The 19,605-nt window shown below is 62.3% G+C and carries 21 protein-coding genes; 5 read left to right on the top strand and 16 right to left on the bottom strand.

The features are described 5' to 3' along the window. Positions 1-110 precede the first annotated feature (110 nt). Complete coding sequence (locus tag HX875_RS09430; protein ID WP_004371227.1) at positions 111-1,001, bottom strand: AraC family transcriptional regulator; 891 nt, start codon at positions 999-1,001, stop codon at positions 111-113. A 181-nt stretch (positions 1,002-1,182) separates the two neighbouring features. On the opposite strand from HX875_RS09430, the gene HX875_RS09425 reads away from it, so the two are divergent. Beyond that, on the top strand, positions 1,183-2,235 hold the full coding sequence (locus tag HX875_RS09425) for an NAD(P)-dependent alcohol dehydrogenase (protein ID WP_177043109.1): 1,053 nt from the start codon (positions 1,183-1,185) through the stop codon (positions 2,233-2,235). Between the two features lie 131 nt (positions 2,236-2,366). Here the strand turns inward: HX875_RS09425 and HX875_RS09420 are convergent, their stop codons facing one another. The 6 genes from HX875_RS09420 to HX875_RS09395 form a co-directional block, all read right to left on the bottom strand. Beyond that, positions 2,367-3,170 carry an IclR family transcriptional regulator gene (locus tag HX875_RS09420; protein WP_004371229.1) on the bottom strand — a complete coding sequence of 268 codons (804 nt, stop codon included), beginning with the start codon at positions 3,168-3,170 and terminating at the stop codon, positions 2,367-2,369. Between the two features lie 228 nt (positions 3,171-3,398). Next, positions 3,399-4,364 (bottom strand): L-arabinose ABC transporter permease AraH, encoded by a 966-nt coding sequence (gene araH, locus HX875_RS09415; protein ID WP_177042983.1) that lies wholly within the window; start codon positions 4,362-4,364, stop codon positions 3,399-3,401. Positions 4,365-4,382: 18 nt separating this feature from the next. Further along, positions 4,383-5,882: an L-arabinose ABC transporter ATP-binding protein AraG gene (gene araG / locus HX875_RS09410; RefSeq protein ID WP_177042982.1), complete on the bottom strand. Its 1,500-nt coding sequence runs from the start codon at positions 5,880-5,882 to the stop codon at positions 4,383-4,385. Continuing rightward, positions 5,879-6,859, bottom strand: coding sequence for a substrate-binding domain-containing protein (locus HX875_RS09405; RefSeq protein WP_177042981.1), 981 nt, complete (start codon positions 6,857-6,859; stop codon positions 5,879-5,881). The genes araG and HX875_RS09405 overlap by 4 nt, the downstream gene beginning before the upstream one ends. Before the next feature lie 31 nt (positions 6,860-6,890). Then, entirely contained in the window at positions 6,891-7,712 is an 822-nt protein-coding gene (locus HX875_RS09400) for an SDR family oxidoreductase (RefSeq protein ID WP_177042980.1), read from the bottom strand. Between the two features lie 244 nt (positions 7,713-7,956). Then, positions 7,957-8,436, bottom strand: coding sequence for a GNAT family N-acetyltransferase (locus HX875_RS09395; protein WP_004371239.1), 480 nt, complete (start codon positions 8,434-8,436; stop codon positions 7,957-7,959). Between the two features lie 111 nt (positions 8,437-8,547). Here HX875_RS09395 and HX875_RS09390 point away from each other — a divergent pair, with 111 nt between their 5' ends. The 4 genes from HX875_RS09390 to HX875_RS09375 all read left to right on the top strand — a co-directional run bounded on the left by HX875_RS09390 (position 8,548) and on the right by HX875_RS09375 (position 11,235). Then, on the top strand, positions 8,548-9,207 hold the full coding sequence (locus tag HX875_RS09390; RefSeq protein WP_177042979.1) for an HD domain-containing protein: 660 nt from the start codon (positions 8,548-8,550) through the stop codon (positions 9,205-9,207). 86 nt (positions 9,208-9,293) lie between these two features. Then, positions 9,294-10,487: an MFS transporter gene (locus HX875_RS09385; protein ID WP_177042978.1), complete on the top strand. Its 1,194-nt coding sequence runs from the start codon at positions 9,294-9,296 to the stop codon at positions 10,485-10,487. A gap of 85 nt (positions 10,488-10,572) precedes the next feature. After that, positions 10,573-10,920: a hypothetical protein gene (locus HX875_RS09380; RefSeq protein ID WP_177042977.1), complete on the top strand. Its 348-nt coding sequence runs from the start codon at positions 10,573-10,575 to the stop codon at positions 10,918-10,920. 48 nt (positions 10,921-10,968) lie between these two features. After that, positions 10,969-11,235, top strand: a complete 267-nt coding sequence (locus HX875_RS09375; protein WP_017475797.1) for a hypothetical protein — start codon at positions 10,969-10,971, stop codon at positions 11,233-11,235. 5 nt (positions 11,236-11,240) lie between these two features. Here HX875_RS09375 and HX875_RS09370 read toward each other — a convergent pair whose 3' ends face one another. The 9 genes from HX875_RS09370 to HX875_RS09330 form a co-directional block, all read right to left on the bottom strand. Then, complete coding sequence (locus tag HX875_RS09370) at positions 11,241-11,969, bottom strand: class I SAM-dependent methyltransferase (RefSeq protein ID WP_177042976.1); 729 nt, start codon at positions 11,967-11,969, stop codon at positions 11,241-11,243. Between the two features lie 38 nt (positions 11,970-12,007). Continuing rightward, the gene (locus HX875_RS09365; RefSeq protein ID WP_177042975.1) at positions 12,008-12,928 is read right to left on the bottom strand and encodes a PfkB family carbohydrate kinase; all 921 of its coding nucleotides are present in this window, start codon (positions 12,926-12,928) and stop codon (positions 12,008-12,010) included. Next, positions 12,921-14,387: a purine-cytosine permease family protein gene (locus HX875_RS09360; RefSeq protein ID WP_177042974.1), complete on the bottom strand. Its 1,467-nt coding sequence runs from the start codon at positions 14,385-14,387 to the stop codon at positions 12,921-12,923. Before HX875_RS09360 ends, HX875_RS09365 begins: the two co-directional genes overlap by 8 nt. 198 nt (positions 14,388-14,585) lie before the next feature. After that, positions 14,586-15,587, bottom strand: a complete 1,002-nt coding sequence (locus HX875_RS09355; protein ID WP_177042973.1) for an ADP-ribosylglycohydrolase family protein — start codon at positions 15,585-15,587, stop codon at positions 14,586-14,588. Beyond that, complete coding sequence (locus HX875_RS09350) at positions 15,584-16,297, bottom strand: GntR family transcriptional regulator (RefSeq protein WP_177042972.1); 714 nt, start codon at positions 16,295-16,297, stop codon at positions 15,584-15,586. The genes HX875_RS09355 and HX875_RS09350 overlap by 4 nt, the downstream gene beginning before the upstream one ends. 70 nt (positions 16,298-16,367) lie before the next feature. Then, entirely contained in the window at positions 16,368-16,928 is a 561-nt protein-coding gene (locus tag HX875_RS09345; RefSeq protein WP_177042971.1) for a DUF1285 domain-containing protein, read from the bottom strand. Between the two features lie 17 nt (positions 16,929-16,945). Then, a complete protein-coding gene (locus tag HX875_RS09340; protein WP_177042970.1) occupies positions 16,946-17,551 on the bottom strand; it encodes a DUF4823 domain-containing protein in 606 nt (201 codons plus the stop codon). A 75-nt stretch (positions 17,552-17,626) separates the two neighbouring features. Then, a complete protein-coding gene (locus HX875_RS09335) occupies positions 17,627-18,595 on the bottom strand; it encodes a GTP 3',8-cyclase MoaA (protein WP_177042969.1) in 969 nt (322 codons plus the stop codon). A gap of 142 nt (positions 18,596-18,737) precedes the next feature. After that, positions 18,738-19,391, bottom strand: coding sequence for a TetR/AcrR family transcriptional regulator (locus HX875_RS09330; protein WP_004371278.1), 654 nt, complete (start codon positions 19,389-19,391; stop codon positions 18,738-18,740). Between the last annotated feature and the right edge of the window lie 214 nt (positions 19,392-19,605).

Below are 19,605 nucleotides of genomic sequence, written 5' to 3'. Positions count from 1 at the left end.
AGCTGTCGAGCCCCGGCGAGGCTGCGTCGGGCGCGCCACTGATCTGGAACCGAGTCGCGGCTGACGCAGCCTCGCTAAGGCTCGACAGCTGCTACGGGAATCAACAAGAGTTACGCCGCCCGCTCATCCCCGGGGCTGCGCTCGAAGTAGCGCTTGTATTCCCGGCTGAACTGCGACGTGCTCTGATACCCCACGCTGTGTGCCGCCTGCGCCACGCCCATGCCTTCCACCAGCAGCAACTGCTGGGCCTTGAGCAACCGCAACCGCTTGAGGTACTGCACCGGCGACAACAGCGTGCAGCGCTTGAAGTGCTCATGAAAAGTCGAAGCACTCATGTGCGCATAACCCGCCAGCGTCTCGATATTCAGCGGCTCGGCGTAATGCGCATGCAGGTGGTTCAACGACGTCGCCACCCGGGAAAACTGCCCCTGCTGCTCCACCAGCGCCCGCAGCACATCCGCCTGTGGCCCGCGCAACGCGGTGAACAACAATTCCCGCACCCGCGCCGGGCCCATGATCCGACTCTCCAGCGGATCGTGCAGGCACTGCAACAGCCGTTCGACACAGCCACGCATCGCGTCATCCAGCACCACCGAACTCATCGACTCCAACGTCTGCGCCGCCGGCGGTGGCCCACTCTGGATGCCCATCGCCATCACCAATTCGCCGAGCACCACCCGGTCAATCCCCACCGTCACGCCCAAGAGCGGCGCATTGGGCATGGCAAAGGTCTCGCATTCGAACGGCACCGGCATCGCCTGGATCAGGTAATGCCCGGCGCCATATTCCAGGGTACGCGGGCCCAGGTAGGCGACCTTGCTGCCCTGGGCCACGATCATCAGGCTCGGCTCATAAATCTGCGGGCCGCGCGCCACGTCGCAACTGGCGCGCAATACCTGCACGCCGGGCAGGTTCGTGGGCGAGAAACCATCGCGGGGCGTCAACGGTTCGATCAGGGCAACCAACGCGGCATTGGCGTCGACATGGCGGGTCAACAGCATGGCAAAAACTTCGCGGAAAAGGGGATGTGACCATCATCGCAGGTCTGGCGCCACAGTGATCCAATCCGGGGGCACTCCCGGACGAATAGGCATGAGACTCGGAGCAATCGCCATGGCCGCCCCCAGGCACGGCGCGGAGAATGCGCCACCTCACCTGTCACTGCTCCTGCGAGGTTTCTGCATGTACACCGCTATCGGTTACGCCGCTCAATCGGCCACCACTCCCCTCGCCCCCATGTCCTTCGAACGCCGCAGCCCGCGCGCCGATGACGTGGCGATCGAAATCCTCTACTGCGGCGTCTGCCACTCCGATATCCACCAGGCCCGCAACGAATGGGGCATCGCCGTGTACCCGCTGATGCCGGGCCACGAGATCGTCGGCAAAGTCACCGCCGTCGGCGCCAATGTCACCGCGCATAAAATCGGCGACCTGGTGGGCGTTGGCTGCATGGTCGACTCCTGCCGTCACTGCGACGCCTGCCACGCGGACCTCGAACAATACTGCCTCGAAGGCCCGACCATGACCTACGCCACCCCGGACCGGGTCGATGGCAGCAACACCATGGGCGGCTACTCCGACAGCATCGTGGTCAGCGAGCACTTCGTGGTGAAGATCCCGGCCAAGCTCGACCTGGCCAGCGCCGCGCCGATCCTTTGCGCCGGCATCACCACCTACTCGCCGCTCAAGCACTACGGCGTGAAGGCCGGCGACAAAGTTGGGGTGCTGGGCATGGGCGGCCTGGGCCACATGGGCATCAAGTTCGCCAAGGCCATGGGCGCGGAAGTGACGCTGTTCACCCGCTCCGCGAGCAAGGCTGAAGAAGGCCGTCGCCAGGGCGCCGATCACGTGATCGTGTCCACCGACGAGGCCCAGATGAAAGCCGCTGCCGGGCACTTCGATTTCCTGCTGGACACCATTCCGGTGCAGCACGACTTGAACCCGTACCTCGACGTGCTGCGCTTTGACGGCGTGCATATCCTGGTGGGTTTGATCGAGCCGGTAGACCCGCCCGTCAACGCCGCCAAGCTGGTGCTGGGCCGCAAGGTACTGGCCGGTTCGTTGATCGGTGGCATTGCCGAAACCCAGGAAGTCCTGGATTTCTGCGCCGAGCACGGCATCACCTGCGACATCGAAATGCTCGACATCCGCCAGATCAACGAAGCCTACACCCGCATGATTGCCGGTGATGTGAAGTACCGCTTCGTGATCGACATGGCGACCTTGAAGGCCTGACAAACCGCCCCCGCCGCCGCCCCCGCCCCGTAGCAGCTGTCGAGCCTTGGCGAGGCTGCGTTCGCGGTGTACCTGATACACCGCAGACGCAGCCTCGCCAAGGCTCGACAGCTGCTACGGGGGGGGGAAGATCAGGCCTTCGCGCCCAACTCCGCTGACAGCCGCGCTGCGACCTGTTTGATCACAGGGATCAGCTCGGCCATTTTTTCCAGTGGCATGTAGGGCACGGTACTGGCGATGCTGATGCCGGCGACGATTCGCCGGCTGGCATCGCGCACCGGTGCCGCGACACAACGGATCGACGGTTCGTTGTCTTCCAGGTCGAACGCATAACCGCCCGCCACGTATTCCTGCATGCGTTGTTCAAACTGTGCCCAGGATTGCTCGGGGTGCTGCGGCCACTGCAGGTTCTTGCCGCCCGTGGGCAGGCTGACCTGATACAGGCGCTGCCACTCTTCCACGCTGTCATCCAACAGCAACGCCTTGCCGATCCCGGTGCGCGCCAGCGGCATGCGATGGCCTACCCGCGAGCGCATCTCCGGGCCGTTGCGGCCTGGGTTCTTGTGCAGGTACAGCACGTCGTCGTATTCGCGAATGGCCAGGTGGATGGTGTCGCCGGTCAACGCCGACAACTCGTCCAGATACGGCACCGCGAGGCTTACCAAAGGCAACTCTTCACGGGCCTGGAAACCCAGCTCGATCAGTTTGGGGCCCAGCAGGTAGCCAACTTGCGGCACCACGCGCAGGTAGCGTTCTTCCACCAGGCAACTGGCCAGGCGGTGGGTGGTGCTGCGGGTGGTGCCGATGCGCTTGGCAATCTCCTTGAGATCCCGCGCGCCAGCCGCCACGGCCTGCACCACACCCAGGCCACGCAGCAGGGTCTGGGTGCCGGTGGGCGCGGCTTCTTTGACGGGAGTTTGGGCGTTTTCCTGCATATCGGGCCTATTGGGAAGTACGAAAACGGCGAGCATTATGGTCGGTCGCGACTGTTGTGGCGAGGGAGCTTGCTCCCGCTGGGGCGCGAAGCGGCCCTGAAACAGGCGACCGCGTTTTGCCTGGATGGGTGAGGTGTTTGGTATTGGGGCTGCTACGCAGCCCAGCGGGAGCAAGCTCCCTCGCCACAGCAAGCTCCCTCGCCACAGCAAGCTTTATCACTCCCGAAGTCAGCGCTGTTTCATGCGGTCGATAATGACCGCCAGCAACAGGATCGACCCACGAATCACGTATTGGTAGAAGGTGTCGATGTTCTTCAGGTTCATCGCGTTCTCGATGATCGCCAGAATCAGCACCCCGGCAATCACATGCCGGATCATCCCGATCCCGCCGCTCAACGACACTCCGCCCAGTACGCACGCCGAAATCACCGTCAGCTCGAACCCCTGGCCAATCATCGGCTGCCCCGAGGTCATGCGCGACGCCAGGATCACCCCGGCCAACGCTCCAATCACCCCGTGCACGGCGAAGATGATGATCTTGGTGCGGTCAACATTCACCCCGGCCAACAGCGCGGCTTCCTGGTTGCCGCCAATGGCCATGGTGTTGCGCCCGTAGGTGGTGTAGTTCAGCAGCCAGCCAAAAAACACAAAGCACAACACAGTGATGATGATCGGCACCGGCACGCCAAACAGCTGGCCGTTGCCGAAGACGAAGAAGCCTTCGTCCATCACGCCCACCGCCTTGCCGTTGGAAAAGATGTACGCCAGACCGCGCACGATCTGCATGGTCGCCAGCGTCGCAATCAAAGCGTTGATCCGCAGCTTGGCGATCACGATGCCGTTGATCAACCCCACCACCAGGCCCATGGCCAACGCCGCCGACACGCCGAAGAACACGCTGTCGGTGTCGCGGATCACGATCCCCGCCACCACGCCCGAACAGGCGATCACCGAGCCCACCGACAAGTCGAAGTGCCCCGATGCCAGGCAAAACAGCATGGTGCAGGCCGCAATGCCGACGGTGGAAATCGCCAGCCCGAGGCCGCGCATGTTCAGCGGCGAAAGGAAATTGTCGATGAAAATGGCGCTGAGCACAAAGATGCTCAAGGCCGCCAGCAGCATGACCCAATCATCGAGAAACTTGCGCTGGTTGAAGCCCGGCCAGAAGCCTTTCGCGGTTTTTGCCTGTGACATACCTACCTCTCGTATTCTTCAGTCCCGCGTACGCGGAAGAGCCAGTTGCAGCAGCCGTGCTTCGTCCGCTTGGTCGCGGGTCAATTCGCCTGTCAGGGCGCCTTCGCTCATCACCAGGATGCGGTCGGAAATGCCCATCACTTCCATCAGGTCGCTGGACACTACGATCACCGCAATGCCACTGGCCGCCAGGTTGTGGATGATCTGGTAGATCTCCGACTTGGCACCGATATCGATGCCGCGCGTCGGTTCGTCCAGCAGCAAGACTTTCATCGGCATCGACAACCAACGACCCAGAATCGCCTTCTGCTGGTTGCCGCCCGACAGGAACAGAATCGGTTGGTCGGCAGACGGCGTGCGCACGTTCAGCGCGCTGATCTGCCGCTGGGCGTTGGCACGCTCCCAGCCGCCCTGGATCAGCCACCCGAAGCGGGCATGGTCACGGCGCGCACTGATGTTGATGTTCTCCGCGACACTGGCGCGGGGCACGATGCCTTCCTTCTTGCGGTCTTCAGGGCACAGCAGCACACCCGCTGCAATCGCATCCCGCGGCGACTTGAACGTCTGCGCTTCACCATGCAACACCAGCGCGCCTTGGGTACTGCGGGACAGCCCGGCCAGCAGGCGCAACAGCTCCGTGCGCCCTGCCCCGACCAGGCCGAACAGCCCAAGGATCTCGCCCTTGTTCACCTGCAGGCTCACCGGTTCCTGCAACCCCGGCCCGAGCAAACCTTCCACCCGCAGCGCTTCGCCGAAGTGCTCGCGAGGCCGGTAGTTGTAGATGTCCTGGATGTCGCGCCCGACCATGCAGTTGACCAACTGGTCGACGTTCAACTGCGCCATGTCTTCGAACGTGCGCACAAAGCGCCCGTCCTTGAACACCGTCACCGCATCGCAAATCCGGAACACTTCTTCCATGCGGTGCGACACGTAGAGAATCACCCGGCCTTCATCCCGCAGCCTTGCGATGATCACCATCAGCCGCTCGATCTCACGGGCCGAGAGGCTGCTGGTGGGTTCGTCGAAGGCAATCACATGGGCATTGCGCGACATGGCCTTGGCGATTTCCACCAGTTGCCGCTGGCCGAGGGACAGGCTGCCCAGGCGCATGTTCGGATCGATTTCATCCGCCAGGCCCTTGAGCAGTTCCCGTGCCTTGCGCACCATCGCGCCGCGATTGACCACGCCAAAGCGCGATGGCATATGCCCCAGCAGCAGGTTCTCGGCGACGGTCATTTCCGGCACCAGTTGCAGCTCCTGGTGAATCACCGCGATGCCGCTGGCGATGCTGTCGGCCGCCGATTTGAAACTCACGCTGCGCTCGCCCAACTGCAAACTGCCGCTGTTGGGCGGATAAAAACCGCCGAGGATTTTCAGCAAGGTCGACTTGCCCGCGCCGTTCTCGCCCATCAGCGCATGCACCGAATGGGGCCGCGCTTCAAAGCTGATCTGCGCCAGGGCTTTCACCCCGGGAAACTCCTTGCCGATGCCGTTAAACCGCAGGGCTTCGCTGTTCATTTCCACAGACCAATCTTGCTCAACTCTTCCTTGAAGTTGGCGCGGGTGATCAGGGTGACGTTATCCAGTGCGGTGAACTTGGCCGGCTCCGTACCCTTGGTGACCCACTCGTACATCGCCGTGGCGGTTTTATAGCCGGAGGCGTCGGGGCTGAGCAGCATCGAGCCGTAGAAACCGGTGTCGGATTTTTTCAGCTCTTCGATAGCGTCAGTGCCGTTGATGCCCACGCCGATCACATTCGGCGCCTTGAAGCCGGCGCTTTCGGTGGCGCGCACGCCGCCCAGTACGGTGCTGTCGTTCATGCCGCCGATCAGCAGGTTTTTCGCGCCGCTGGGCAGTTTCACCAGGGCCGAGTTGGTGGAGTCCATGGCGCCCGGCACGTCGAGGGTTTTCTGTGCGGTGAACAGGATATGGTCGACCGGCAGGCCGGCGGCCTTGAGGCCCTCTACCGAACCGTCGGTGCGTTTCTTGCCGGTTTCCAGTTCGTCAAAGGTATTGATGACGGCGTAGGTGTCCTTCCAGTCCCAGTTGCGATGCTTGGCTTCGGTGGCCATGGCTTCGCCTTGTTTCTGGCCGATCTTGTAGGCGTCCAGGCCGACGTAAGGCACGTCTTCCATGGGCTTGCCCTTGGCGTCGACGAAGCGGTCGTCCACCGCCAGCACTTTCAGGTTATTGAGCTTGGCCTTGGCCATGATTGCCGGGCCGAGGGACACGTCCGGCGGGCAGATCACAAAGCCCTTGGCGCCGTTGGCGGCCAGGGTGTCGATGGCGGAAAGGGTTTTCTCACCGTCGGGCACGGCGATCTTGATCACGGTGAAACCATGGTCCTTGCCGGCTTTTTCAGCGAAGGCCCATTCGGTCTGGAACCAGGGTTCTTCGGCTTGCTTGACCAGGAAGCCGATCTTCACTTCTTCGGCAGAAGCCAGGCCGCTGAGTGCCATCGTGAGTGCCAGGGTGCCTAGTGTCTTCTTGAACATGAACCACCTCTTCTTGTTATTTGGAAAAGTTTTAATCGTGGTACATCACCGACCGCCCGCCATCGATCATCAGGCAGGTGGCATTGATAAAGGGCGCCTCGTCGGTCGCCAGAAACAGGGCCGTCATTGCCACTTCAATCGGCTGGCCGATGCGTTTGGGCGGGTGCAAATCGAAGGCGCGCTGACGCTCGGCGTGGGGGTCGGCAAAGCCGTTCCAGTAATCGACGTTGAGTTGGGTTTCGATATAGCCCGGCGCGATGGCATTCACGCGGATGCCCTTGGGCGCGTATTCGATGCCGAGTGCGCGGGTCAGGCCGAGCAGGCCGTGCTTGGCCACCGGGTACGGGAAGCAGCCGGGAATGATGTGGCTGGAATGGGTGGAGGCGATGTTGATGATGTTGCCGATGCCCTGCTCGATCATGTGCGGCAACACGGTGCGGCAGCCGTACCAGGCGCCGTCGAGGTCGATGGCGAAGCAGCGGCGCCAGTCTTCGTCGGTCATTTCCAGCGGGTCGCGGAACACGTTGACGCCGGCGCAGTTGACCAGCACATCGACACGGCCAAAACGTTCGATGGCCACGTCCACCAGGGCACGCCATTGATCCTTGGAGGTGATGTCGACGGGTTGCGCGTAGATCTCGGCGCCGCGTTCGCGCCAATGGGCGGCGACTTGCTCGACCTTTTCAGCCTGGATATCACCGATCACCAGCCGCGCCTGCTGCGCCTGGAAGCAAGCCACGATGGCCTCGCCAATGCCTTGTGCAGCGCCGGTGATGACCACGACCTTGTTCTTCAGTCGCTCGCCGTAAGTCGGCTCGGGCACCGGGGGTAACGACAACGGTTGTGCCTGCATCGCTTCACCTGTTTTGTTTTTGGTAGTGAGTGCTGATGCAGAAGACTATAAACCCAGAAACCCGAATATCTCAATATATAAATTATCATCCCATATAGTGAACAAAATCATAAAAAAACGGCCACGAAGGCCGGTTTGTTTTCTGTAGGAGCGAGCTTGCTCGCGAAGGGCGTTAACGCGCGGACAATCTGAAACCCCGCGGCGCTCTTTGGTTCTTCGCGAGCAAGCTTGCTCCTACAGGGCGCTAGCCCTGCGCGAAATCCCTGAGGGCGTCGCCTTCCATGCGGTAGCGCACCCACTCTTCCTGGGGCTGGGCACCGATGGATTTGTAGAACGCGATGGCCGGTTCGTTCCAGTCCAGCACACTCCACTCGAAACGCCCACAGCCGTTGTCGCAGGCGATTTTCGCCAGGTGGCGCAGCAATTTCTTGCCCGCCCCGCCGCCGCGTTGTTCGGGGTTGATGTACAGGTCTTCAAGGTACAGGCAGTTGCTGCCGAGCCACGTGGAGTAGCTGAAAAAGAACACCGCAAAGCCGATCGGCAAACCATCCCGCAGGCAGATCAGGCCATGGGCGGTGGCGCCTTCGCTGAACAGGCTGCGCTCGATGTCCACCACGCTGGCAATCACTTCGTGACGGGCTTTCTCGTAGTCGGCCAGCTCGGTGATGAAGGTCAGGATCTGCGCAGCATCGCTGGGCACGGCGGGGCGAATCTCGATGGTCATGGACTGGCCTTGTCAGGGAAAAGAGCACACATACTAAGGCGGTTTAATGACCGATTGCAGTGCAATTTGCTTCGCGGCTAACCTGCAGGCTATCGACCATTGAGAATCCCCATGCCCTTCACGCCACTGACCGACCTCGCCGCGACTTTATTGCCCCACGCCCTCGAGCCTTCGGAAGACGGCGCCCACGACCTGTCCCACTTGCAGCGGGTGTGGCACAACGTGCGCTCGATCCAGACCGAGGAAGGCGGCGAACTTGAAGTGCTGCTGGCGGCGGTGCTGCTGCATGACTGCGTGGCGGTGGAGAAGAATTCGCCGTCGCGGTCCAAGGCATCGAAACTGGCGGCGGACAAGGCCGGTGAAATTTTGCAGGGGCTGGGATGGCAGCCCGAGACGATTGCTGCGGTGACCCACGCCATCGAGACTCACAGCTTTTCGGCGGGCCTGACGCCGCTGACCCTTGAGGCGAAGATTGTGCAGGACGCCGACCGTTTGGATTCCCTCGGCATGATCGGCGTGGCCCGCACGTTTTACATCGCCGGGCGCATGGGCAGCGGGCTGTATGACCCGGCAGACCCAACGGCACGGCACCGCGAGTACGACGACAAGCGCTTTTGCCTCGACCATTTCCAGACCAAGCTTCTGCATCTGGCGGACGGATTTCAGACGCCGACCGGGCAACGCCTGGCGCTGATCCGGCATGAGCGGCTGAAGGGATTCATGGACCTGTTCATCGAAGAAATCGGCACGCCATACTCCGCTGCGAGCTAATGCAAGAACCGCTAACCACAGAACAAACCCTCGGGCTGTGCATGGTAAAAAGTTGGCCATAAATCCAACAGACGCAAGGCCTCTTCATGCACTCCTCCCCTGCGGTTGGCGGGAAACTGTTCGCCCTTTTCTGCCTCGCCAGTTACCTGCTTTCCTTGTCATATGGTTCGACATTCTTGCTGTCGCTGCTGATCCATGCCCGTGGCGGCAACGAACACGACGCCGGCAGCGTGATCTCCATGGCGATGCTCAGCACCTTTGTAGCGGTGCTGGTTTCCGGCCATCTGGCGGACATGCTGGGGGCTGCCCGCTCGATCGCCCTCCTCGGCATATTGCTGGTGGTGGCGTGCCTGGGCTTTGCATTGGCGCCGGGGTTTGGCGAAGGGCTGATGTTTTTTGGCTTGTCGCTGGGCTTGGGCTGGGGCGTGTTCTACACACTGGGGCCGATCATCGTGGCGATGCTGGTGGAGCCGGCGCAACGGGCCAAGTATTTCGCCCTGCTGTCGGGCAGCATGATGACCGGGATCGGCTCCGGGCCGCTGCTGGGGCGGGCGGCCAGTGCCCTGGATTTCTCGCTGACGGCGGCGTTCCACATCGCAGCGCTGGCGAGCCTGGTGGGTGTGGTGATTTTCTGGCGGCTGGGTGCGGCACTCAGTCAGCACACTGCGCCGGTGTCCAAGATTTCGTGGTCGGCCACGCGCAAGGTGCTGTCGTCCAGGGCGGTGTTCGCGATCATCATGGTGGGCCTCGGCGGTTGTGTGTTTGGCGGGCTGTCGAGTTTCCAGACCAGCTACGCGGCGCTGCACGGGCTGGACTATTCGCTGTTCTTCCTGGGCTTCATGAGCGCGGCGATTACCAGCCGCCTGCTGATCGCCAGCATCGTGGTCAGGCGTGATCCGTATTGGGCGGCGTGTGTGTTGTCCGGGTTGATGCTGGTGTCGATTTTCCTGTTCGGGTTCAAGGTCAGTGGCAACTTCAGCTACCTGCTGGCGGCGGTCACCCTGGGCGTGGGTTATGGCCTGACGTATTCGGTGATCAACGGGTTGGCGGCCAACGAGGCACCTGCCGGCACTACGTCCCAGGCGTTGCTGTTGTTCAGCCTGGCGTACTTTATCGGGGTGTTCGGTTTCCCGTTGCTGGCGGGCAAGGTCATCGTCGAATACGGCATGTCGACCCTGTTGATGAGCGTGATGGCCGTGGCGTCGCTCAACTGGTTGATCACGGTGGCGCGCTTGATCTGGCGTCGAATCGCATCACACAAAATCTTACAAGCGACCTAAGACCGTTCGTCGGTATCGAGGCACGAATCGCAAACAGGGGCGGACCAATATCAGGTAAGGACATTAATCATATGGAGACACCATCATGACGACTTCCAAATTTGCCGCCCTCGCCCTCACCGGTTTGCTGTCTGCGGTTTCGCTGAGCAGCTTTGCCGCCTCCACAGGTTCCAGCACTGGCCCGACAGACCCGGTCGGCAGCCCGCCCAACCCGGCCACCCAGGAGTCGAAGGACTCGATGGGCACCGGCATGGACACCAACGGCGGCGCCATCATCGACAACAGCAAAGACCCGCACACCCAAGGTAACGATACCAATCGCAACAGCGGTGCGGTGCCTAACGGCAAAATGGGCCCGGGCGCCACTTCACCATCGATCAACAAAGGTGATGACTCAAACATCCCCGGCGCGCCAAAACAGCCAGCGCCTTAACGCGCAGCAAAGACGAACACCCAACCATTTCCCAGTGAAGAGGTATGCATGAACGTCGATCACAATCTCGAAAAAGAAGTCCTCACCCGCCTGCTCCACGCCCATCCCAGTGGGCTGGGCAAGGAAGTGCTGGACAACTACCGAGGTGAAAAAGTGGTGGCCAGCGCCCTGGCCACCTTGCAGGACCGCGGGTGGATCAAGGAAGGCCATGTGACCTGCAACGATGCCGGGGAACACGCGCTGAACCTGCCGATCAAGCTCACTGCGTCCGGCGTGGAAGCGGCCCGCAAGCTGGAAAGCGAAGCAGGCCAATAGCGGTGTCAGCGGTGAGCGGCGACCAATAGCATCATCGGCCGTTCCAGTTCTTCGGCCAGTGCCGGGCGGGCCTTCAGGTCCGCCTCGCTCGGGCCCCACTCGTCGACATGGCTCAAGGTAAAACCCGCCTCGATCAACAACGTCAGCAACGTGCCCAAGGTGCGATGTTGCTTGATCACGCCATCCGCCAACCAGTTGGTCACCCGTGGTCCTTCCAGCTGGTAACTGTCCACCGGCCAGCTCTTGCGCCCTTGCTCATCAATCAGCCAACCCGGTTGCCGGGGCGCCATGAAGATCGGGTGCTCGATGGAAAACACCAACCGCCCGCCCGGCACCAGCGTTTGATGGATACGCGCGAACAGGCCTTTGAGATCGACGATGTAATGGAAGGCCAGCGAGCTGTAGGCCAGGTCGAAAGTGGCGGTGGGAAGCTCAAGTTGCTCAAGGTCGGCAATGGCGTAAGTGATGCCCGAAGAGGACGTCATCTCCTTCGCCCGAGCCAGCATCTTGTGGGACACGTCCAGCCCCAACACCTGCTCGGCGCCCTGCTCCCGGGCCCAGCGACTGAACCAACCGTAGCCGCAACCCAGGTCCACCACGTTCAGCCCCGACATCGGCGGCAGCATGGCCTGCAACGCCGGCCACTCCGGGGCGCCGGCGAGGCCTTCCACCGAGCGGCCCATCTTGCTGTAGCCCTCGAAGAAAACCTCGGTGTCGTAGATGTTCTGGGTCATGGCGTCGCTCCGTGCTCAATGCCGGCTATTCTGCCGAATCAGCCCGCACTCAACAACGCGTCCACTTCCGCCGTGCCCGGTGAGGTGGCCGGGCCCCAGCGCGTGACCGCCAGTGCTGCCGCCGCATTCGCGCGACGTGCCGCAGCCGCCGGTGCCAGGCCGTTGGCCAGGCCCGCGATAAACACCCCGGCATGGGCATCGCCCGCACCGTTGCTGTCCACTGCCTTGACCTTGAAACCCGGCACATGCTCGGCCTGGCCGTGACGGCTGACCCAGCAGCCATTCGGCCCGTCGCGCACCACCAGCAAGGTCTCGGCGGGCAGATGCCCGTTGAGCTTGAGCAAGGCGCCGGCCAGATCGCTGGCGCCGGTAAACGCCAAGGCTTCCGGACCGTTGCTGGTCCAGATATCGATGCGCGGCAACAGGGCGACCATCAAGGCCGAGTCCGGCGCCTTCACCAATGGGCCCGGGTCGAACACTACTGTGATCGCCCTCGGCAACGCCAACAGCCAGTCGAGCAACGCCTTGGCCTTGCCCTCCAGCAGCAGGCTGTAACCACTGACGTACACATAGTCGTCGGCACGGGGCACGGCATTGGCCAGGTCTTGCGCCAGCAAGTCGCCTTCGGCGCCGATATGGGAAATGAAGGTGCGCTCGGTGGTGGCTTCGGTCAGGGACACGCACAGGCCGGTGTCCTTGTCGTCGCTGGCGGCCAGGGCCATTTCAATGCCCTCGGCCTGCATCGCCGCGCGCGCCAGGTCGCCGAAGCGACCGGTGCCATGGCGGCCCAGATAGACCACCGGCAAGCCGTTGCGCCGGGCGGCGGCCATCACGTTGAAGCCGCCGCCAGCTTCGAAGCTGGCGGAATTGGCCAATACATCGCCGCCAGTGGCGGGCAACGTGTCGAGGGACATGACCAGGTCGACGATGACCTGGCCGCTGTGCAGCAATCTAGACATTAGCGCTCTCTACCAAAGCCGGGCGACGATCAGCCGCGCCACCCAGTACCGCATAAATCCCGCCGGCCACCAGGAAGGTGACGATCCAGCCCAGGCCGTTGTGGCCCAGCCACGAATCGGACAGCGGTCCGGCGAACCAGATGTTCTCGGCCGTGGTGCCGATGGTGGTGAAGCTGAAGCCCAAAACAATCGCGATGGCCCAGGCGCCAAATGCACGCCACTCAACCCCGCCGCGATACCAGTAGGCGCTGCTTGGCGTCACGTCCAGCAGGTCTTTGGGGCTGTAGTAGTGGCGATGAATCAGGTCGACCACGAAGATCCCGACCCAAGCGGTGATCGGCACGGCCAGCAACGAGATGAAGGTGATGAACGGGCCGTAGAAGCTGTCAGCGATCAGCATGAAGTAGATCGAACCGGCGAAGATTGCGACAATGTCGACGATCACCGCGTGCACACGCTTGACCTTCAAGCCGAGGGTCAAGGTGGTGAGGCCTGCCGAGTACACCGACAGGTTATTCGACAGCAGCAGCCCGCCAAACGCGGTGATCAGGTACGGCACCGCCATCCAGGTCGGCAGCATGTCGCGGATCGCGATGATCGGGTCAGTGGCCGACGCCAGGTCGTTGTTGCCCACGGACAACAGGCCGCCGAGGGTGATCAACAGCACCAGCGGAATCCCCGCACCAAAGGCCGCCGACGCCACCAGGCGCACGGCCTTGACGCTGCGATGCTGGTAGCGCGACATATCCGCGCCGGCGTTGGCCCAGCCGATACCGGTACCGGCGGCCATGGTGCCGACGCCGATGATCATCGCGCTCAACGGTGCAGGCGTGGCGTTGAACACCGCGCTCCAGTCGATGGTGGCGCAAAGGAAACCGCCCACCAGGATATTCAGCGCGCCGAACACGTAGGTGGCCCACTTCTGGATCACCAGCAAGGTGGCGTGGCCCAGGCCGGATACGGCGAGGGTCAGCAGCACGAAGATGCCGATGAACAGCAGGGTCAGTACCGGCGCGCTTTTGGCCGCAACCGGCGAGTTGAACAGGATCGAGCACAACGACAGCAGCACGAACGCGGCGGTGGTGGTGTTGACGGTTTCCCAGCCGAGGCGCGACATCAGCGACACCAGAGTCGGCCCGATATTGCCGCGTACGCCGAAGATCGCCCGGGACAGGGTCAGGCTCGGGGCACGGCCACGACGGCCGGCGATGGAGATGATGCCGACCACCGCAAATGAACCGGCAGCGCCGAGGACCGCAACGATGATCGCCTGCCAGATTGCCAGGCCGCGAAACGCCACGAGGGTTGCGCCCAAGGGCAAGCCGAGGATGCTGATGTTGGCCGCAAACCAGACCCAGAACAGTTGCAGCGGATGGCCGTTGCACTCGCCTTCCGGGACCGGCTCGATGCCGCGTGTTTCCAATTGCCCGGCGCTTTGGCCGGAAGAGGACGTACTCATGGTGGGGTGCTCCTGATGCCTGTTTTTTTGTGGTTGTGGCAGGTTGGCAAGTTGAATCTTTGTTCCGGTCTTCCTGACTCGGTGCGATCAATGTGGGAGCTGGCTTGCCTGCGATAGCGTGGTGTCAGTCGATGATTCATCAACTGATCGACCGCTATCGCAGGCAAGCCAGCTCCGACATTTTTTGATCTGCGGTGCTCAGCGCAGATCGAGCAGCCCCTGGACCAGCGGCTCCAGGTCCAGGCCATTGACGCGTTTGACCTGTTCGATCATCGCCTCCGGCCAGCACTGCATCCCCAGGCACGCACCGAGCATCGCGCCGAGAATCGCGGCGATGGTGTCGGTGTCGCCGCCAAGGCTGGCGGCCATGCACAGGGCTTCGAAGGCGTTCACTTCACCCACCGCGACCTGCTGCGCGAGGGCAAACGACACCACCACCGATTCCTGGGACGCCACGGAGGTGCCGATCAATTCGTAGAGCAGGTCGGTAAACAGGGCCTTGTCGCCGCTGTCGACGCTCAAGGTCCGGGCCCAACTGATGCGCGTGGCGATACGCCCACCGGCAATCCAGTGGCCGTGGTTTTCCGCTTGCTGGGCGATCTGGGTGCCGATGTTCAGCGCCTCGCCCAGGTCGACACCGTTGATCCCGGCAGACACCACCGCCGCCACCGCTGCAGCACTGGAGATGCCCAGGTTGGTGTTGTGGGTGACCTGGCAGGCCTGGATCACCGCCTGGATAAACTGCGCCGGGTCGTTGACGTCGGCCGCGATACCCACCGGGGTGATGCGCATGGCGGCGCCGTTGGTGGTGCCGTAGCGCCCGGACTCTTCCGGGGTATGGCCGGCCAGTATCATGTCGATCGCACGCTTGGTGGACGGGCCCAGCAAGTCCTGCGAGCCCTTGGCGCGCATCACGGCTTCCCAGTCGATCAGGCGTTGGGCCAGTTCAGCAGGTTCAATCTTGCCCTGCCCGTCCACCAGCAACTGGCCGACAAGGATCGCCTGTTCGGTGTCATCGGTGATCGAGCCCTTGGGCATGTTCGGCGCGATCGGCTGATCGGCGTCGGCATCTTCCAGGGCGGTGATCGCACCGAAACGCGCCTTGACCTGCTCGCGGCTCAGGGACTGGGTGGGCATGCCCAACGCATCGCCCAGGGCCAGGCCGTAGAAGGCGCCGAGGGCGCGGGTAGTGGCAGTCATGTGGGTGTTCCAAATTGAAGGTGCAGGCGAAAGTGCAGAGGGTCGAGCAGACTTTCGACGGATTCCATGAAGCGGTCCTGGCGGTCGTAGGTGGTGCGCAGGGCCTTGAGGAACACGGTGCCCACCGGGCGAGCGAGCAACCGGGCGTCTTCCTCGCTCAAGGGTTCGGCACCGATCCACTGATTGCCGGTGGCGCCGACGTAACCGTAGGCGGCCAGGGTGATGGTCAGGGAGTTATCGATCAGGCCGACTTGGGGCAGGCTTTCGAGGCCGCCGGAAGCGGGCATCAGCGAACGCTCCAGGGACACGAACGTGCCGTCGGCGGCGCGACGGCGGCGGTCGAGGGCGACGAATTGGTCGGTACCGTGGCTGCTGAGCAGGTCCGGGCGAGTGACCGTTTCCAGGCGCAGGATTTCCGAGGTCACCACCGCACCAGTGTCGGCCAGGGCTTGGGCCCAGCCGCTGCGCTGGTCCAGCACCATGCCGTCGAAGGTGACGATGGAGCCGACACCGCTCTGGGTGGCGATGTAGCTGCGGCGCTTGAGCTCAGCCAGGGCTTCACGCAGGGTGCCGCGGCTGACGGAAAACTCTTCCGCCAACTGGTGCTCGCCCGGCAGCAGGACACCGTCAGCCATCACTCCGCCCTCAATCCGGCGGATCAGCTCGTCGACGACGCGTTTTTTCTTATCAAATCGGACATGTCTAATCATGTACAAATTGATAACCGAAAGCGCCCGGCTACAGCAAGCGAATTATTTCAGGGGAAGGAAAAAATCAGCCTCAGGGCTCCAGGCCGATGGGGAAAAATACCCCGCCGCTCCAGACGCCAAGCCAGTTCTTACCGTTGATCGGACGGGTTACCGCCAACTCCACCAATTGGTAGAACGCGTTGCGGTGAACCAGGGCTTCGAGGTTGGTGCGCACCCGCAGGTACGGCGAGGGTTCCTGGGTGTCCGGGTCGATCACCACCCGCAGCGGGTGCTCGATATCGGCCTCCACCTGTTCATCCACGTTGGTGGTAAAGCGCAACACCTGGCTTTCGCCCTGCCCTTCGACTTCCAGGCTAACGGCGACGAAGGGCGCGTCATCGACCTTGATTCCGACCTTTTCCACTGGAGTGATCAAAAAGTAATCATCGCCATCGCGGCGGATGATATTGGAGAACAGCTTGACCATCGGCTTGCGGCCGATCGGGGTGCCCATGTAGAACCAGGTGCCGTCGCGGGCGATGCGCATGTCGATATCGCCGCAAAACGCCGGGTTCCACAGATGCACCGGTGCGGGCCCCTTGCCCTTGGGCAATTGCGCCAACAGGTCGTTGGCCTTGGCCGAGTCGGTCATGCAGCTCTCCTTGTGACTTACTGATCGCTCATGCCCAACAGGCTGCGCGCGTACTGCGCCAGGGGCTTGCCGATCAGATCTTCAGGCTTGTTGTCGTGGAACGTCAGTAAACCGCCACGACTGCGAATCCGCACAGTATCAATCAAATACTGGGTGCTGGTCTCGATCAACATCACCTGAATGGTCCCGGTGTCGAGGCCCAGGCGATCCACCGCCTCCTGGTCAGACCATTCATCGGCGTTGCCGATACGGTCATCCGCCTGGGCGAAGCGGCAGTACAACAGGTAATGGGCGCCGGCCGCGCGGGCTTCTGACATCGCCTGTTCCAGGCCTTCCGGCTTGCGGGCGCGGCGGACCATCGGGAAGTATTCGACAAACCCGTTGAAGGCTTCCTCGGCCACGATGTTAGGCCGTGGATAGGCACTGCCCGGCGGGGTGAACGCGCCTTGGGCGATAAACACAAAGGAGTCCGGCTGTATGCGGATCGAATTGACGCGGCGGGTATCGCTGTGGTCCAGCAGCCCGGCATCGCTCATCTGATAGCGTGTGCCTTCGGCCATATCACTGACGGTCATGCAGCCACCCAGCGCGAGTGACGCCAGCACCAAAACCAGACTACGCATCCTAATTCTCCAGAGGCCGGTGACGGAAAACCGGCGAATGGGCACGAGATGCAGATTTTGCGCCAGCTTGCGGGACTAGCCGCCGATGATCTTCATGATGGTGGCGCCGCCGGAGAATGCGACTTCCTGCTTGTCGCCCAGGGCCTTGACCAACAAGCGCTGCAAGGCCGGCAGGGCCTGGTGGCGGGGTTTGTCCAGCAGGTCGCCGACGTAGTGGCGGTTGCTCGACGACAGGCAGCCATGCAACCAGCCGGTAGACGACAGGCGCAGGCGCGAGCAGGTGCGGCAGAACGGCACGCTTTCATTGGCGATCACGCCAAAGAAACCCTTGCCGGGCACTTCGTAGCGCACCGCGGTGGCGTCCACCGGGGCGTTGGCTTGCAGGTATTCGTGCTGCTCGCCGATCAGGCTGAGCAATTGCTGCAGGCTGACGAATTGCTGGAGGAATGCGTTGGAGTCGCTGGCCAGGTGGCCCATGCGCATCAGTTCGATAAAGCGCAGTTCGTATCCACGCTCCAGGCAGTAGTCGAGCAGCGGCATCACCTGGTCGAGGTTCTGGCCACGCAACGGCACCATGTTGACCTTGATCTTGATTCCGGCGGCGCTGGCCTGGTCCATGCCGTCGAGCACGGTAGCCAGGTCGCCACCACGGGCGATGCTGCGGAAGGCATCGGCGTCCAGGGTGTCGAGGGACACGTTGATCCGCCGGATCCCGGCGTCCACCAGCAGCGGCAGTTTGCGCGCGAGCAGTTGGCCATTAGTGGTCAGGCTGATATCACTCAAGCCCATCTGCCCCACCGCGCCCATGAAAGCTTCCAGCTTGGGGCTGACCAGCGGCTCACCGCCGGTAATACGCAGGCGCTCGATGCCCGCCGCCTCGATCAGGTACTCGACGCCCCGCGCCATCGCCTCGGCCGACAGTTCATCCTGCGCAGCCACCAGCCGCTTGCCGTTGGGCACGCAGTAGGTACAAGCGTAATTGCAGGCTGAGGTCAGGCTGATCCGCAAATTGCGGAATCGCCTGCCTTGACGATCAACGATCATGGATCACTCCGGCAGAGGATAATGTGGGGGCGCGCTAAAACCTGACTGAAAAATCAAGTTTTAGCAAGAGTCCTTGCCTGAGTATATTCCTGGGTTACTGCGCTGGGCAGGAAATCATATCGCCATCACGCTGGCGAATGATTCAAGTGGCCGGCGTTTCGGCGTTCGGCAGATCGGTGCTGTGCTTGCGCTTGTTGCCCATGCGCACGCCGATATCCATCAGGAACTGGAAGAACCCTTCCTGGTCTTCCAGCACATTGCTCCAGAACGGCGAGTGGTACAGCGCCACGGCGCCGTGCACCAACGCCCAGGCGGCGCAGTAGTGGAAATACGGCGGCACGTCTTCCAGCTTGCCTTCGCTGATGCGGCCCTTGATCAGCAGGGTCAGGCGTTCGAAGTTCGAGGCACGGATCTTGTGCAACTCCTCGACCATTTCCGGTACCTGATGGCCCTTCACCACTTTTTCTTCCAGGCGGTCGAACAGGCGGTAGCGCTGCGGGTCACGCATGCGGAACTCGAAGTAGGCGCGGGACAGCGCTTCCTTGTCCTTGTCGACATCGGCCGAGTGCAGCAGCTCGTTCAGGTCGCGCTCGTAGTCGAGCATCAGGCGCAGGTAGATCTCGGCCTTGGACTTGAAGTGCTTGTAGATGGTGCCTTTGCCGATACCCACGGCATCCGCAATCATCTCGACGGTGACGCTGTCTTCACCCTGGTCGAGGAACAGCTTGAGTGCGGTGTCGAGAATTTCCTGCTCGCGGCGGCGAAACTCACGGACCTTGCGGGGTTCTTTGTGCATAAGAAAAAGGTCTGCAGAGGTGGATATTGGGAGGGTGGCGTGCCCCAAGCCATGCTTGTCGGAACGTTTTACCCGGTGCGCGGGATTATCCCGACTGAACGGTCGTTGGGCAACGCCTATATGAACAACCTTTGCACTTAACTTACAGCGCGCCAACGAATAAGCCGATTTGAGTCAGAAATAAAACAGGTGATGGCCGCCTGTGCATCGCAAT

Origin of the sequence: Pseudomonas yamanorum (assembly GCF_013386765.1) — a bacterium.
In the GTDB taxonomy this organism is placed as follows: domain Bacteria; phylum Pseudomonadota; class Gammaproteobacteria; order Pseudomonadales; family Pseudomonadaceae; genus Aquipseudomonas; species Aquipseudomonas yamanorum_A.
Note: the sequence above shows the minus strand (reverse complement) of the source record. Positions and strands in the feature narration are given on the sequence as shown.

Coding starts and splice junctions, on each gene's coding strand:
- HX875_RS09430 (WP_004371227.1), bottom strand. CDS start 1,001: ATGCTGTTGACCCGCCATGTCGACGCCAATGCCGCGTTGGTTGCCCTG.
- HX875_RS09425 (WP_177043109.1), top strand. CDS start 1,183: ATGTACACCGCTATCGGTTACGCCGCTCAATCGGCCACCACTCCCCTC.
- HX875_RS09420 (WP_004371229.1), bottom strand. CDS start 3,170: ATGCAGGAAAACGCCCAAACTCCCGTCAAAGAAGCCGCGCCCACCGGC.
- araH (WP_177042983.1), bottom strand. CDS start 4,364: ATGTCACAGGCAAAAACCGCGAAAGGCTTCTGGCCGGGCTTCAACCAG.
- araG (WP_177042982.1), bottom strand. CDS start 5,882: ATGAACAGCGAAGCCCTGCGGTTTAACGGCATCGGCAAGGAGTTTCCC.
- HX875_RS09405 (WP_177042981.1), bottom strand. CDS start 6,859: ATGTTCAAGAAGACACTAGGCACCCTGGCACTCACGATGGCACTCAGC.
- HX875_RS09400 (WP_177042980.1), bottom strand. CDS start 7,712: ATGCAGGCACAACCGTTGTCGTTACCCCCGGTGCCCGAGCCGACTTAC.
- HX875_RS09395 (WP_004371239.1), bottom strand. CDS start 8,436: ATGACCATCGAGATTCGCCCCGCCGTGCCCAGCGATGCTGCGCAGATC.
- HX875_RS09390 (WP_177042979.1), top strand. CDS start 8,548: ATGCCCTTCACGCCACTGACCGACCTCGCCGCGACTTTATTGCCCCAC.
- HX875_RS09385 (WP_177042978.1), top strand. CDS start 9,294: ATGCACTCCTCCCCTGCGGTTGGCGGGAAACTGTTCGCCCTTTTCTGC.
- HX875_RS09380 (WP_177042977.1), top strand. CDS start 10,573: ATGACGACTTCCAAATTTGCCGCCCTCGCCCTCACCGGTTTGCTGTCT.
- HX875_RS09375 (WP_017475797.1), top strand. CDS start 10,969: ATGAACGTCGATCACAATCTCGAAAAAGAAGTCCTCACCCGCCTGCTC.
- HX875_RS09370 (WP_177042976.1), bottom strand. CDS start 11,969: ATGACCCAGAACATCTACGACACCGAGGTTTTCTTCGAGGGCTACAGC.
- HX875_RS09365 (WP_177042975.1), bottom strand. CDS start 12,928: ATGTCTAGATTGCTGCACAGCGGCCAGGTCATCGTCGACCTGGTCATG.
- HX875_RS09360 (WP_177042974.1), bottom strand. CDS start 14,387: ATGAGTACGTCCTCTTCCGGCCAAAGCGCCGGGCAATTGGAAACACGC.
- HX875_RS09355 (WP_177042973.1), bottom strand. CDS start 15,587: ATGACTGCCACTACCCGCGCCCTCGGCGCCTTCTACGGCCTGGCCCTG.
- HX875_RS09350 (WP_177042972.1), bottom strand. CDS start 16,297: ATGATTAGACATGTCCGATTTGATAAGAAAAAACGCGTCGTCGACGAG.
- HX875_RS09345 (WP_177042971.1), bottom strand. CDS start 16,928: ATGACCGACTCGGCCAAGGCCAACGACCTGTTGGCGCAATTGCCCAAG.
- HX875_RS09340 (WP_177042970.1), bottom strand. CDS start 17,551: ATGCGTAGTCTGGTTTTGGTGCTGGCGTCACTCGCGCTGGGTGGCTGC.
- HX875_RS09335 (WP_177042969.1), bottom strand. CDS start 18,595: ATGATCGTTGATCGTCAAGGCAGGCGATTCCGCAATTTGCGGATCAGC.
- HX875_RS09330 (WP_004371278.1), bottom strand. CDS start 19,391: ATGCACAAAGAACCCCGCAAGGTCCGTGAGTTTCGCCGCCGCGAGCAG.